This is a genomic window from Knoellia subterranea KCTC 19937 (assembly GCF_000768685.1).
Lineage (GTDB): Bacteria > Actinomycetota > Actinomycetes > Actinomycetales > Dermatophilaceae > Knoellia > Knoellia subterranea.
In genome coordinates this window covers 17,704-31,866 of sequence record NZ_AVPK01000007.1, presented here as the reverse complement: position 1 = coordinate 31,866, position 14,163 = coordinate 17,704, and the positions used below count along the sequence as shown (strand labels likewise).

13 protein-coding genes are annotated in these 14,163 nt (G+C 69.4%); 5 read left to right on the top strand and 8 right to left on the bottom strand.

The window, feature by feature from the left end; genetic code table 11:
- Positions 1-84: 84 nt before the first annotated feature.
- A complete protein-coding gene (locus N803_RS12205; protein ID WP_084764459.1) occupies positions 85-1,362 on the bottom strand; it encodes a lipase family protein in 1,278 nt (425 codons plus the stop codon).
- A gap of 129 nt (positions 1,363-1,491) precedes the next feature.
- Between N803_RS12205 and N803_RS12200 the strand changes: the two genes are divergently transcribed.
- Entirely contained in the window at positions 1,492-3,390 is a 1,899-nt protein-coding gene (locus tag N803_RS12200; protein WP_035905782.1) for a Na+/H+ antiporter, read from the top strand.
- Between the two features lie 88 nt (positions 3,391-3,478).
- Here the strand turns inward: N803_RS12200 and N803_RS12195 are convergent, their stop codons facing one another.
- Positions 3,479-4,018, bottom strand: a complete 540-nt coding sequence (locus N803_RS12195; protein WP_035905781.1) for a hypothetical protein — start codon at positions 4,016-4,018, stop codon at positions 3,479-3,481.
- Between the two features lie 89 nt (positions 4,019-4,107).
- On the opposite strand from N803_RS12195, the gene N803_RS12190 reads away from it, so the two are divergent.
- Positions 4,108-4,785 carry a Maf family protein gene (locus tag N803_RS12190; RefSeq protein ID WP_035905779.1) on the top strand — a complete coding sequence of 226 codons (678 nt, stop codon included), beginning with the start codon at positions 4,108-4,110 and terminating at the stop codon, positions 4,783-4,785.
- 38 nt (positions 4,786-4,823) lie between these two features.
- Here N803_RS12190 and N803_RS12185 read toward each other — a convergent pair whose 3' ends face one another.
- The 3 genes from N803_RS12185 to N803_RS12175 form a co-directional block, all read right to left on the bottom strand.
- Positions 4,824-5,465 carry a hypothetical protein gene (locus tag N803_RS12185; protein ID WP_156969775.1) on the bottom strand — a complete coding sequence of 214 codons (642 nt, stop codon included), beginning with the start codon at positions 5,463-5,465 and terminating at the stop codon, positions 4,824-4,826.
- A gap of 102 nt (positions 5,466-5,567) precedes the next feature.
- Positions 5,568-7,130: an acyl-CoA carboxylase subunit beta gene (locus tag N803_RS12180; protein WP_035905775.1), complete on the bottom strand. Its 1,563-nt coding sequence runs from the start codon at positions 7,128-7,130 to the stop codon at positions 5,568-5,570.
- A gap of 13 nt (positions 7,131-7,143) precedes the next feature.
- Complete coding sequence (locus N803_RS12175; RefSeq protein WP_035905773.1) at positions 7,144-8,331, bottom strand: acyl-CoA dehydrogenase family protein; 1,188 nt, start codon at positions 8,329-8,331, stop codon at positions 7,144-7,146.
- Between the two features lie 99 nt (positions 8,332-8,430).
- On the opposite strand from N803_RS12175, the gene N803_RS12170 reads away from it, so the two are divergent.
- Positions 8,431-8,829 (top strand): MerR family transcriptional regulator, encoded by a 399-nt coding sequence (locus N803_RS12170; protein WP_035905771.1) that lies wholly within the window; start codon positions 8,431-8,433, stop codon positions 8,827-8,829.
- A 118-nt stretch (positions 8,830-8,947) separates the two neighbouring features.
- On the top strand, positions 8,948-10,957 hold the full coding sequence (locus N803_RS12165; RefSeq protein WP_035905769.1) for a VWA domain-containing protein: 2,010 nt from the start codon (positions 8,948-8,950) through the stop codon (positions 10,955-10,957).
- Here N803_RS12165 and N803_RS17605 read toward each other — a convergent pair.
- Both N803_RS17605 and N803_RS18925 read right to left on the bottom strand, forming a co-directional pair.
- A complete protein-coding gene (locus N803_RS17605; protein WP_052112236.1) occupies positions 10,954-12,270 on the bottom strand; it encodes a serine/threonine-protein kinase in 1,317 nt (438 codons plus the stop codon). The two genes, N803_RS12165 and N803_RS17605, sit on opposite strands and share 4 nt — an antisense overlap.
- Complete coding sequence (locus tag N803_RS18925) at positions 12,263-12,715, bottom strand: hypothetical protein (protein WP_052112235.1); 453 nt, start codon at positions 12,713-12,715, stop codon at positions 12,263-12,265. Before N803_RS18925 ends, N803_RS17605 begins: the two co-directional genes overlap by 8 nt.
- A gap of 60 nt (positions 12,716-12,775) precedes the next feature.
- Between N803_RS18925 and N803_RS12150 the strand changes: the two genes are divergently transcribed.
- Positions 12,776-12,955, top strand: a complete 180-nt coding sequence (locus N803_RS12150) for a hypothetical protein (protein ID WP_035905764.1) — start codon at positions 12,776-12,778, stop codon at positions 12,953-12,955.
- 234 nt (positions 12,956-13,189) lie between these two features.
- Here N803_RS12150 and N803_RS12145 read toward each other — a convergent pair whose 3' ends face one another.
- Positions 13,190-14,113: a PfkB family carbohydrate kinase gene (locus tag N803_RS12145; RefSeq protein WP_035905762.1), complete on the bottom strand. Its 924-nt coding sequence runs from the start codon at positions 14,111-14,113 to the stop codon at positions 13,190-13,192.
- Between the last annotated feature and the right edge of the window lie 50 nt (positions 14,114-14,163).

Here is a 14,163-nt window from a genome sequence, read left to right as displayed (position 1 = left end):
GCCGGCCGCGATTGTTTCGCGGACGGCATACCTTTGCGTGGACTCGGTCTTCAAACCGCGAAAAGCGTTGTCAGAGAGCCGAACTCACCAGATGGTCCAGCAGTTGCTGATCTGCGGCAGCCCGGCGAAGCGTGCCTCGAAGAACGCGTAGCTCTCGGCCGAGGAGGGAAAAGCGCCACCGATGTGGGTGGGGCCGACGTTCGTCGAGAAGCGCACGTTGGTGCCCTTGCCGCACCAGGCCTTGGCGAGCTGCTTGCCGACGGCGTAGGGGATGACGTCGTCGAGCAGCGACTGGGACACGAGCACCGGAGCGTTGGGCTTGAGGTTGCCGATGCGGTTGGCCGCGAGGATCCCCTTGAAGGGCGCCTCTCCGAGGTAGGCGGGAACCTTGCGTCCGTCGAGGGTGAGCCTCGAGGAGTTCTGGAACGCACCGGCGGCCAGGTCGAACACACAGTGCCCCTCGGTGGCCCGGGCGACCTGCTTGCCCGCCTCATTGAGGTAGCCGCTCATGTCGATGCCGTTGTCCGCAGCAAGCCCGAGGAGCGCGAAGTTGAGGAACTCGGCGTAGAAGCTGCCCTCGAGGTTCTTCGCCACGGCGCCGAGGTCCGCGGGGACGGCTCCGGCGACGGTGCCCCTGACCCGGAGCTCCGGGGCATAGCTGCCCGCGAGCTCGGCCGCGGCGGCCGCAGCCCCACCGCCCTGAGAGTAGCCGTAGAAGCCCACCGGGGTGGTGCTCCGTAGGCTCGTCCCCGAGCGCTTCAGCGCGGCCCGGGCGATGTCGAGAACGGCCTGGCCCTGGGCGACGCGTTGCATGTACGTGTGCGTGCCGGGGGTCCCCAGGCCCTGATAGTCCGTCAGCGCGACGGCATAACCGCGAGTCAACAACCCCTGCATGAAGAGGATCTCGTACATCGTGAACGACTCGGCGAGCTGGCGCGAGGGTGCGCACTTGTCGGCGATGCCCATCGTCCCCGGGGCGAAGCTGATGAGGGGACGCGAGCTCAGACCGATCCACGGGGCCTTGGGCTCGAAGATGGTTCCGGTGACCGCGATGGGGCGGCCCACACGGTTCTTCGACGCATACATGACACGGGTCGACGACATCGTGAGGTTCGAGAAGCCGAGCGGGTCGAGCCACTGGGTCGCGGGCTCGCTGCGGATGATCGTCCCGGGCGTGCCGGGGATCGTGGCGGGTGGGTCGTAGAACGCCGGGCGCGACGGCTCGGCCACGCCGGTGACGGTGCCCGCCCCCGCGGTGCCGGGAATCGAGTCGGAACCGGCGTGCGCGGGGGCTGCGAGCGCGGCCACCAGGCCGAGGGCAGCGATCGGGACGAGAGCCCGACGGAACATGCGTGACGTCATTGTCAGCCTTTGTTCGAGGTGATTTGTACTCGGCGGTAACCGAGAACCTACTGGCGCGTAACCAGACGCCGCAAGACCTCAACCTCGCGGGATGGACGCCGTCGTGAGCGCGTGGCAGACAATGTCCCGGTGACCCTCGCACTCACGCTCGCCGCCATCGCCGTGACCGTCATCCTCGTGGCGCGCCTCAGCGCACCGCTGCGGCTGCCATCACCGATCGCCCTGCTTGTCGTCGGACTCATCGCATCGGTCCTGCCCTTCATCCCCGAGGTCTCCCTCGACCCGGATGTCGTGCTTCTGGGCCTGCTCCCGCCCTTGCTGTATGCCGCAGCCCTCAACACCTCGCTCGTCGACATCCGAGCCAACCGACTGCCGATCCTCGGCCTGTCGGTCGGACTCGTGCTCTTCACGGCGTTGGGTGTCGCGCTCCTCGTGCGGTGGCTCGTACCCTCGATCCCCTTCGCCGTGGCCGTCGCGCTTGGCGCCATCGTCGCTCCCCCGGACGCGGTGGCCGCCACGGCCGTCGCCCGCGGCATCGGCCTCCCCCGGCGCATCACGACCATCCTCGAGGGCGAATCGCTCCTCAACGACGCAACCGCTCTCGTCACGCTCCGGACCGCGATCGCCGCAGCGGGCTTGGCAACCTCACATCACGGATTCGCTTCTCACGGGCCGGTATCCGTGAGTTCTGTGGCCCGTGACTTCGGCCTCGCCGTCGTCGGAGGAGTAGGCGTCGGGTGGGTCGTCTTCGTCCTCATCGGCCACATCCGGAAGCACCTCACCGAGGCGACGTCGGACACGGTGTTGTCCTTTGCCGCGCCGTTCGTGTCCTACCTCCCGGCCGAGCAGCTCGGCGCGAGCGGAGTCCTCGCGGTCGTCACCACGGGCCTGCTCCTCGCCCACAAGTCGATCGTGCTCCAGTCCGCGGCCTCACGGCTGAGCGAACGGGTCAACTGGGCGAGCATCACGTTCCTCCTCGAGAACGCGGTGTTCCTCCTCATCGGGCTCCAGCTCTCGAGCACCGTGGCGGACGTCCGGGCGAGCGAGATCTCGCTCGGGCGCGCGGTGGTCATCGGCCTCGCCGTGCTCGCCGCGGTCCTCGTCCTGCGACCCATCTGGATGTTCCCGTTCACATGGCTTGCGGACCGTGTGGCACGAGACCGTATGCCGGTCTCGGCCTCCCATGTCGCCGTCACCTCCTGGGCCGGGATGCGAGGGGTGGTCACCCTCGCGGCTGCTCTCACCCTTCCTGAGCTCACGCCCGAGCGGCCGACGCTCGTCCTCGTCGCAATGATCGTCACGGTCGGCACGCTCGCCCTCCAGTCGTCGACCCTGCCCGCGCTCGCCCGCGCGCTCGGGGTTCGTGGCCCGGATCCCCGCGAGGACGCCCTCCAGGAGGCGACCGTGGTGCAGGCTGCCACAGGTGCAGGACTGCGAGCACTCGACAACGAGTCCGACGTGGATCCCGCTGCGGCACAGGAACTTCGGGACAAAGCGGCGCTGCGCGTCAACCGCATCTGGGAGCGGCTCGGCACCCTGGGGCCGCGCGAGGCCGAGCCGCCCAGCGAGGTCCGCCGGCGGCTGCGCATGTCGATGCTCGAGGCCGAGCGGCGCGAGCTCGTCCGGATCCGTGACGAGGACGACGTGGACCACGAGATCCTGTCGAGCGTCCTGGCCCAGCTCGACGCCGAGGAGGCCGCGATCAGTTGGTCGTCGGCCCGGGCGGCGGCCATTCGTGACACTCCACTCCTCGCTCCGGAGCAGGTCGCCAGCGGTTGCGACCACCTCGCCGGCGAACCGGACTGCGCGGTCCCGTTGAGCCCCGAGGGGTGCTCGGACTGCCTCCGTCTCGGCATGACCTGGGTGCATCTGCGGGTGTGCACCCGGTGCGGCAATGTCGGCTGCTGCGACTCCTCGGAAGGGAAGCACGCGAGTGCGCACTATGCCGCCGACGGCCACCCGGTGATGCGGTCACTGGAGCCGGGCGAGGCGTGGCGGTGGTGCTTCGTGGACGAGGTGCTCGGCTGAGCGACGACAGGCCGAGGACACGAGCGACGAAGGTGCGAGGCCCGGAGGCCCGAGGAGCTCATCCAGAAAGGTACGGGGTAACGGAGAATTAGCTCGGCGGGCGGAAGATGTCCACGAGGTCGTCGAAGAACGTGTCGTCGTCGGTCGGGGAGGGTGACGGCTGGGGCCGCGATGTCCGAGTCGGCGATGACGTCGTCGAGGCCGTCCGGGGCGGAGCAGGTCGGGGCGGGGCGGAGGTGCGCGAGGTACTGGGCTCCTCCGACGTCGGCTCGGAAGTCTCGGGACTGGGCGTGCCGTCGCTCGGGGTGGGTGTGACCGTGGGCGCACCGGTGGCCGATGCCGCGTCGGTGGGCGTGGCGGTCGCCGTGGCTGTGGGTGTACCCGTTGCGTCGCCAGGCGTGATCGGCACCGCACCGGACGACGCGCCTCCCGGGTCGATGGGTGAGGGCGTGATGGAGCCGTCACGTGCGACGCCCGGGTAGGCGTGGCCTCTCCCATCACTCGTGATGCCCTGGATGGAGGCGCCGAACGCACCGACGAGGACCAACGCCACTCCGGAGAGCAGCAGCACTCGGAGCATCCCGTAGGCCCGCGTGCGCGGGCCACCGGGGCGATGACGGTCGTTCATCGAGTTCGCTCCTGACGATTCGTTCCTCATGGGCGACCCACCCCGGCCCGAGATGGTCGCGCCATCCTCGTCGCAATACGGTTGGCGTCATGGCCTCGCATGAGTTGTCGGCATCCTTCCTTGTCCTGGCGTCCGCGTCCCCGGCACGCCTCGCCACCTTGCGTTCCGCTGGTGTTGAACCCGTCGTCCACGTCAGCGACGTGGACGAGGACGCTGTGCTCGCCCGGGCTGTGGAGCTCTCCGGGCCGCTCGAACCGGCGGACGTCGCGCTGCTGTTGGCCCGAGCCAAGGCCGAGGCCGTTGCTCGGGCACGCGTGGCGGACGACGAGCCGGAATCCGTTGTCCTGGGCTGCGATTCGGTCCTCGAACTCGACGGTGAGATCCATGGCAAGCCGGGTGACGCTGACACCGCAACTGCCCGCTGGCAAGGCATGCGCGGTCGGTCCGGCATCCTGCACACGGGCCACTGGCTCGTCGACGATCGGGCCGAAGAGGACGGCGGGACGAACGGTGTCCTCGGCGCAACGGCGTCGACGACGGTGCACTTCGCCGAGGTCGATGACGACGAGATCGCGGCCTACGTCGAGACGGGCGAACCGCTGCACGTCGCGGGCGCGTTCACCCTCGACGGTCTGGGAGCGCCCTACGTCCGCGCCATCGAAGGCGACCCCTCCAACGTCGTGGGTGTCTCGCTCCCGCTGCTGCGTGAGCTTCTCGCGGAGCTCGGCATCCCATGGCGCACTCTGCGTCGAGCCACGAAGGGCTGACCCGGGACCACGGCACGCGGCCGCTCTGGACGGCGCGATCACCGGCCGAAGAGGAGCCCGAGCAGGCCACCGAGCAGTGAGCCCTCTTGTTCGGGCACCGGCTCGGGCGTCGGAGCCGGCTCCGGTGCAGGCCGGGTCGTCGCTGACGGTGGAGTCGGGCTCGATGACGGCGTCGCGCTGGCCGTCGACCGTGGAGTCCTGGTCGTCGTGGCCGGGGAGCTCGCCGGGGCCGGCGTCGTCGACGCGATCTCAGGCGTCGGCCCAGTGAGGCTCAACTCGACATCGACATCGACACCGAGACCACTGGGCGTCGTGCCGTCATCGGCGGAAGGCTCTGCGGCGTCGGCGGTCGCCGCACGCTCAGCCGCCGACTTCTCCGATGGAACCGCGGCGATCGACGGCGCCACGTCGACCCGCTCCGGTCCCGCGCCGTGCACCACGCCTGGCGACTCGAGCGGGGCCGGTCCGTTGCGCGAAACGACATCGGGCGTCGTCGTCCTCACGGGCTGCAGGGCTGGGCGAAGCACGTCCGCAGCCACCACTCTCGTCGCATCCGGACTGCCCTGCGGCAGGAGCACGGCACCCGCCGTACCCACCGCAATGCAACCCGCGCCGAAGGTGATGGCGACGCTCGTGAGGACATGTGCCCGCCCGGGGCGACGTCGTGCAGCCGTAGTCATGACCATTCCTGAGTAGTCAGTTGGGACACCCCCGCGTCACCCGAACGGGTGACACCTTAGGGAAGTCTGGCTACCAGTGGTTGGTTGTGACCAGCCCAGTTTCTAGACCGGAGGTATGCCGCGTCGCTTGGTCGCGAACGCCCGATCCCTTCCAGCGGCGTAGCGCAGGCGGTGGAGCAGCTCGGCGCGCAGGTCCTCGGGCTCGACGATGTGGTCGATGACGAGGTCCGCGGCGAGGCGTTCGAGGTCGACGTCCTCTTCGTACTCCGCACGACGGGCCGCGACGAAGGCGTCGCGAGCCTCCGCACCCTCGGCCGCCTCGACCTCGGCGATCTTGTTGGCGTAGACCGCATTGACCGCGGCCTCCGGCCCCATGACCGCGATGCGCGCCGTGGGCAACGCGATCGTCGCGTCCGGACCGAACCCGGGCCCACCCATGGCATAGAGCCCGGCGCCGTAGGCCTTGCGGACGACGACGCAGAACTGCGGCACCGTTGCAGACGAGACCGCGGACACCATCTTGGCGCCGTGCCGGATGATGCCACCCCGCTCGACCTCGGAGCCGATCATGAAGCCAGGCACGTCCGCGAGATAGATGAGCGGGATCGAGTAGGCGTCGCACAACCAGATGAACCGGGCCGCCTTGTCGGCACTGTCGGTGAAGAGCACCCCACCCTTGACCATCGAGTTGTTCGCGACGATTCCGACGGTCTCTCCGTCCATCCGACCGAACCCCACGACGAGCTCGGCCGCGAAAAGCGCCTTGATCTCGAAGAAGCTGTCGTCGTCGACGAGCCCGTCGATGACCTCGTGCACGTCGAACGGCTGGCTCTCCCGCTCCGGGACCGACGCTCGGGTGAGGGGAGCGGAGGGTGACTCACCGGCATACGAAGGAAGCGGTGAACGCCAGTTCTGCGGGACGTAGGAGAAATAGAGCTTCGCGAGCTCGATGGCCTCGGTGTCATCGGCGGCGAGGATGTCACCGACGCCGGAGACGGTGCAGTGCATGCGCGCACCGCCCATCTCCTCGAGCGAAACCTTCTCTCCCACAACCATTTCGGCCATGCGAGGGCTGCCGAGATACATGGACGCGTTGCCCTCGACCATGATGAGCAGGTCGGTGAAGCTCGGGATGTAGGCACCACCGGCGGCCGACGGGCCGAAGAGGCAGCAGATCTGCGGGACCTTGCCCGAGAGTGCCACTTGGTTGTGGAAGATCCGGCCGGCGCCGCGACGCCCGGGGAACATCTCGACCTGGTCGGTGATGCGGGCGCCGGCGGAGTCAACGAACCAGAAGACCGGGAGCTCCTCGCGCAGCGCCATCTCGGTGGCACGCACGATCTTCTCGACCGTGCGCGAACCCCACGAGCCGGCCTTCACGGTCGGGTCGTTCGCGATGACGATGACCGGCCGACCATCGACAGTGCCACGTCCGGTGACGACGCCGTCGGCCGGCAGACCCTTGGCGAGCGCGTTGGCGTAGCGGCCGTCCTCGACGAACGACCCCTCGTCGACGAGCAGGGCGATGCGGTCGCGGACATAGAGCTTGCCCTGCTGGGCGAGCTTGGCCGCGGCCTTGTCGGGCGGTGACGCCGACGCGGCGCGTGCCGCCTCGAGTCGGGCACGAACATCGGCGACCTTCGGGTCGGACTCACTCACCGGCATACCGATCACTCTGTCAGGCACCGAGGCCGAGGTGGCGCGCGATGAGCATCCGCTGGACCTCGCTCGTGCCCTCACCGATCTCGAGGATCTTGCCGTCGCGGTAGAAGCGGGCGACGGGGTACTCCTCCATGAAGCCGTTGCCGCCGAAGATCTGGACGGCGATGCGGGTCGCGGTGACGGCGGCCTCGCTCGAGTAGAGCTTGGCGATCGACGCGGCCTGCTTGACCTCCTTGAGGGAGCGGCGACCGGCCTCCATCTCGTCCTTGAGCCAGGCGGCCTTGTAGGTGAGGAGTCGGGCGGCCTCGACCGAGACGGCGAGGTCCGCGACCTGGAAGGACACACCCTGGTTGGAGCCGATCGGACGACCGAAGGCGGTGCGGGTCTTGGCGTAATCCGTCGACAGTTCGAGCATCGCCTGCGCCATGCCGACGGCGAGGGCGGAGATGGCGATGCGGCCGTCGTCGAGGGTCTTGAGGAACTGCTTGAAGCCCTGCCCCTGCTCGCCGAGGAGGTTCCCTTCGGGGACGCGGCAGTTCTGGAAGGTCAGACCGTGGGTGTCGGAGATGTGCCAGCCGAGCTTGTCGTAGGCCGGCTCGACGGTGAATCCCGGTGTGCCAGAAGGGATCATGATCGCGCTGATCTCCGCGTTGCCGTTGCTGTCGGTGCCGGTGCGGGCGGTGACGGTCACGACCGAGGTGATGTCGGTGCCCGAGTTGGTGATGAACGCCTTGGCGCCGTCGACGACCCACTCGTCGCCGTCACGCGCGGCCTTCGTGCGGGTGGCGCCCGCGTCGGAGCCGGCGTCCGGCTCGGTGAGGCCGAAGCCGGCGAGGGCGCGACCAGCAACGAGGTCGGGCAGGAACTGCTGCTTCTGCTCGTCGTTGCCGTAGGTGAGGATCGGGTTGATGCCGAGGCCAACGCCCGCGGAGAGCGTGATGCCGATCGACTGGTCGACGCGCCCGAGCTCCTCGATGGCGACGCAGAGGCTCGTGAACGCGCCACCCTCCTCCGGGTCGAGGCTGCCGCCGAACTCCTCGGGGACAACGAGTCCGAAGAGCCCGAGGTCACCCATCTTGGGCACGAGGTCGGTCGGGAAGTGGTGGTCCTTGTCCCACTGCGCGACGTGCGGCTCGACCTCGCGCTCGGCGAAGTCGCGCACGACCTTGCGGAAGTCCTCGTGGTCCTGGCTGAGCTCGAACATCGGTGTTCCTCCCAAGGTGCGGTGGGCTGGGTCGCAGCCACCCGGCATACCTGCTGATTGTCTTGACGTTGACGTAAACGTAAAGCAATACTCGTGCCTGTGGCAACCCGCGCGAAGGCACCCGAACAGACCTGGACGATCCGTGAGATCGCCGAGGAGTTCGACGTGACCCATCGAACCGTGCGCCACTACGAGGACCTCGGCCTCATCTCCCCCGAACGAGTGGGCACGACGCGCATCTACCACCGTCGCGACAAGACCCGACTCGGCCTCATCCTGCGCGGCAAGCGGCTGGGTTTTCCGCTCGAGGAGATCCGCACGATCATCGACCTCTACGACGCACCGCGCGGCCGCCGCAGCCAGCTCGAGTACGTCCTCGGCCAGATCGATGAGCGTCGCTCTGATCTCGAGCAGCGCCGCCGCGACCTCGACGCGGCGCTGAGCGAGCTGGACCGGTTCGAGGAGTCGTGCCGGAACGACCTCGGTCGCCTGGGCTGAGTCCCCGCGCCCTGCAGCGGTACGCGATGGGGAGTTCTCCCCATCACAGTCGCTTGATCCGCCCCGTTCCCGCCGCGTGGATTTGCGATAGCGAATATCACCTTGTTGGAGGGGAACCATGCGTCGCACGATCCTGACGGCTCTCGCCGCCGTCGCCGTCCTTCTCGGCGTGACACCAGCCGGGTATGCCGGCACCGCACCTGCCGCTGCCGCGTCACCGGCCGCTTCGGTAGCCACCGCGGACGATCCCGTGCCGGGCAAGCTGCTGCTCATGCTCGACGCGTCCGGGTCGATGAAGGCCTCCGACCCCAGCGGGCTGAGCAAGATCGAGGCCGCCAAGAAGGCCCTCACCGGAGTCGTGAGCGCCCTGCCCGAGAGCGCCCAGGTGGGACTGCGCGTCTACGGCGCCACGGTCGACGGGCACAACAAGCCCACCGCCGCCGCCTGCGCCGACTCCCGACTCGTCCACCCAGTCGGGCCCCTCGACAGGGCGGGTCTGACGAAGACCATCACTGCCATCACCGCCCTCGGCGAAACCCCCATCGCGCACTCCCTCACCGAGGCCATGAAGGACCTCGGCGCCGACGGCAAGCGCAACATCGTCCTCGTCTCCGACGGCGAGGAGTCCTGCGTCCCCGACCCCTGCCCGGTCGTCAAGAAGCTCACCGCCAACGGCATCGACCTCCAGATCGACACCGTCGGATTCGGCGTCAACGCCGACGCACGACAGCAGCTCCAGTGCATCGCCGACGCCGGCAACGGCACCTACTACGACGCCAGGGACGCCGACGCTCTCACCTCGTCGCTGAGCAAGCTCAGCCAACGCGCTCTCCGCCCGTTCAGCATCGACGGCACGCCCGTGACTGCGACGCCCGACCAGGCCTCCGCCCCGGTCCTCGAGCCGGGTCGTTTCCGCGACACGTTCGCGGTCGGGGCCGACCCCCGATACCTCCGCATCAAGCGGACCCCTGGCTCGGTCGTGCACGTCTCGCTCGTGGCACGTCCGATGGCCGCGGATCGCGGCGCCACGGACGCCGAGACGTGGGAGGTCACGCTGCAGACGCCCGATGGCGAGGAGTGCGACAGTGAGTACGACACGGCGATCGAATTCTTCCGCTCGGGTTCGTCGATGACCGCTGCGGCGACGGCCGGCGGCTGGGAAGCGGCCGACCCGGAGCAGTCCGGCAAGGACGAGCCGTGTGCCAGTTCCCCCGAACTCGTCGCTGCCCTGACCCACAAGGACGGCGCCCCCGGCGAGGTCCCGGTCCAGCTCGCCTACATCGAGGAGCCGCCGGTGACGAACCTGTCGGCCCTCCCCGAGGGAGTGGATTCGGAGAAGGTCACGCCGCTCACGGCCAAGCCGACCGGCGCCCCCGTGCCCGTTGTCGGAGGCGGCGGCTTCGCCGATGCGCCCACCCTGGCCCCCGGCACGTTCCAGGACACGATCCTCCCGGGTGAGCAGATCTACTACCGCGTCCGGCTCGACTTCGGTCAGCGTGCCGCACTCACGGCCGACATCGGCGCGGTCGGACCCAAGCCGACCTTCACGTCGACGAGCCACAACCTCTTCACGGTCGACGCCTGGACGCCGTCCTTCTTCCCGCTCACCCGTGCCGGCGGGGACCCGGACAACCGCGAGAACCTCAGCGCAAGCTCGCCGCAATTCTCGCTCACCGAGTACACCCCCGAAGTCCGCTACCGCAACAAGCGAGTGCAGGGCAACGGCTACCACTACCCCGCACTCCAGGAAGTCTCACAGCCCGGCTACTACTACTTCGCCGTCGGGCGCGCGACCGAGGACTCCCCCGGCCTCGCCATCCCGCTCACCGTGCGCCTCAACATCGCCGTCGAGGGTGAGCCCACGGGCAAGCCGGCGTATGCCGGCCTCGCACCCGATGCGTCCGCGTCGCCTAGCGTGTCGGGTGAGTCGACAGACCCCACCACCGAGGAGGACACCGTGGAGCACAAGTCACGAGAGGCCGACCCGTCCCCGTTCGCCTGGATCTTCGGAGGTCTCATCGGAGTCCTCGGACTGGGCGCCGTGGTGGCAGGAGCCTTGCGCCGCAAGGGTTCTGGCCGCGATGACGACACCGTGATCGCCGAGGATCGTCAACCGCACGAGCTCTAACCGGTCGGCGCCGGGTCCCAGGCGTAGGCGCCATCGGTGCGCCGTTGGCACACGACGGCGTCACCCGTGACGGTCTCCTCCCGGACCCCGACGTCACTGAACTGGCACGGCTGACCGACCGACACGACGACCGTTCCGACGCCGACCGATCCCTGCGAGGAGGTCGGTGTCGGAGCGGTCGTCGGGCTCTCCGAGCCATTGCTGGTCCCTGACGTACCGGCGGGTGTGGTGGCCGGTGTGCGTGGGTTTCCAGTGTCGGACGACCACGGGGACCACACCACCACCCCCGCGGCGAGCGCCAGCAGCACCATGGCGACGAAGAGCACCGTGAGGCCACGACGGTTCGGGGACCCCGGCGAGGTCGGCGTATTCGGGCGAACGGGCCTGTCCTGCACCGGAGTTGGCGCCTCGGGCGCAGGCTCGTCGACCGCCTCCGGCACCGCCCCCGGTCGGACGTGCGTGACGTCATCGGCCCGAGCATTGACCTGGTGCAACCCGTCGCGGGGTTCGGGGACGTGGCGCAGCACCTCCACCTCACCCATCGCGCCCGGACGCCACACGAGTTCGGGTCCCTCGAGTCGACGCAGCGCCTCTGCGGCTGTCTGGGGTCGGGCCTGCGGGTCGACCCGAGTCAGATCGAGGAGCAAGGACCAGAGATCGTCGGGCACCCCGGCCGCGCGGGTCGGTGAAGCCGACGGACGCTCCCCGGTGAGCATCGCCAACCCGACTTGCCCCACGGCATACAGGTCGGCAGTGGGATCGGGTTCGGCGCCCTCGTGGGTCTCGGGCGCCGTGTAGCTCGGCGTCCCGGACCACTGTCCCGTCTGCGTGAGCCGCACGCCGTCCAGCTCGATGGCGATGCCGAAGTCCGTGAGGAAAGTGTGCGGCCGTTCGGTGCCGGTCGCCGCGAGGAGCACGTTGGCGGGCTTGACGTCGCGGTGCAGGATCCCGGCAGCGTGGACGGCGTCGAGCGCGCTCATCAACTGGCGCAGGATCTCGGCGGCCAGCAAAGGTGGCAGCGGCCCGTGGTCACCGATGAGGCTCGCCACGGAACCGCCCTCGACGACGGGCATGGTGAAGAGCACCCGGTCGTCCTCCCCCGCCCACCCCAGCGGCGTGAGGACATGCGGGTGGTCGACGCGGAAGGCCTGCTCCCGAACGAAGCGCAGCAGGGAGACCGCGTCGGACTGGCGCAGCACCTTGGCGGCAACGATCCGTTCCTCGCGGGCGTCCCAGACGCGCCAGACCGTCCCCATGCCACCCTCTCCCAGGGTGTCGAGCAGTTCGTAGCGCCCGGCGAAGACCTCACCCACGGGCGACCCCGGCCGCGCGTCGAAGCTGTTCGGCGAGCCGTGCCGCGCCGGCGGAGTCTGCGGCAGCGGCGGTCGAGAGGAGCTGGTCAGGTGTCCCCAACGACGCCAGGAGGCGCATCGCGGAGTCGGTGTCGTGCGCCGCACCGGTGAGCGTGGGCTGCTCCTCACGGATGGTCGCGAGACGGGCAATGACCTCGTCGGGAGTGAGGCTCCCGGCCTCCCTCGTGAGGTCGAGAAGGCGCTGCAACCGGTGCACGACAGCGGGATTGCCGATCTTGACCCGCTGCCCGCTGAGGAGCTGCGACAGCATCGGGGCCGACAACCCGAGCACTTCGGCCAGGCGGCCCTGGGTGAGCCCGAGACCGGTCCGGACGGTGGCGCCCAGCTCGGAGAGGGGCGCGCCGTAGAGGGCGCGTTGCTGCTCCAGTGCGTCGTCGGTCGTCACACGGTCATCCTATGAGCGGACCTGGGTGCTCCCCCGTGACGGCTGGGGCAGGATGGGGCCATGGATCGCTCTGACGAACGTTCTGCCTTCGCCTGGATCATGTCCGGCACCGTGGGTGCCGTCGTCGTCGGCAGCCTCGGCAAGCTGCTGCTCGACCGACGTCGCGCCCGCGCCGTCGCCGAGGCCGAGCAGGTCGTCGCCGACGCCGAGTCCCAGGAAGCCGAGGGGCACCCGAGCTGAGCCCGACTGCTTGCGTTCCTCATTCCGCCCCTGGCAGGGGCATGTTGCAGCAGGAAATGAGGAGGTGGGGTGCCGGCTCAGGCGACCTCGAGGCGCGATGCGTCGAGCCCTCGTGGCCGCCGCCTATAGCGATCGAGGTGTCGTCCAACCTCGCCTTTCGGGATCCACCCGCCCAACCCGTACCGCAGCCGACTCGCGACAGTGGCGGACACCGGCCACGCCTGTCGCAAATCGTCAGGCGTTCTCGGCCAGGAAGGCGTCGATCTCCTCGGCCGTGGGGGCGGTTGCAGGACCTCGTCGGGTCACCTTGATCGCCCCGCCGGCGTTGGCGCGGCGCGCGGATTCGACCCACGGCATGCCGGCTGCTCGGCAGGCGACGAGGACGCCCGTGTGGGTGTCGCCGGCGCCGTTGGTGTCGACCGGCTTCTGCGGGTAGCCGTCGAGGTCGGTCGTCTCGCCGTCGACATGGACCGCGCAGCCCTCGGGCCCGTCGCGCACGATCGCAACCGCTCCGTCGGGCAGGTGGTCGATGCAGAGGGCGACCGCGGCGACGATGTCATCCTCGCCGGTGAGCGCCTCGCTCTCCTCCTTGTTGCCCGTCCACACCGTCGTGATGCCGAGCATCCGGGTGCGGATCTCGTCGTCGAGCTCCTCGAAGATCGCCCCCGGGTCGAGCACGACCTCGACACCCTTCGGGAGCCCAGCAAGCCACTGCAGCAACGGATCTCGCGTTGTGCCGGTCAGCGAGTAGCCGCTGACGCAGACGAGGTCACCCGGCTGCGGGTCGGAGGTCTGGAGCGACTCGACGCTGATGATCCGCTCAGCCGCCTGTGTCGTGACGAAGGTCCGCTCCGCCGTCGGCTCGAGCATGACGACGCAGATGCCGGTGTCGAGATCGGGCACGACAGGGCTCGACACCGTGACGCCCTCGGCAGCCAGCGCATTCCGGATGAGGTCGCCATGAGGCCCCGTACCGGTCGCGCCGGCGTGCACGCACTCCGCGCCCTGGCGGGCGGCGGCGAGGAGGATGTTGACCGCTCCCCCGGCGTACTCCTTCGGCGGCGGCGCCATGACGTTGCCGCCTCGTCTGGGGAGAGCTGGCACCTCCACGACGACATCGACCAATGCCTGAGCGGTGTGGATCACCCGGGGAGACATGAACCGCAGCGTATGCCGTCCGCCCACCTCCGATGGGTAGCCTTCCCCTG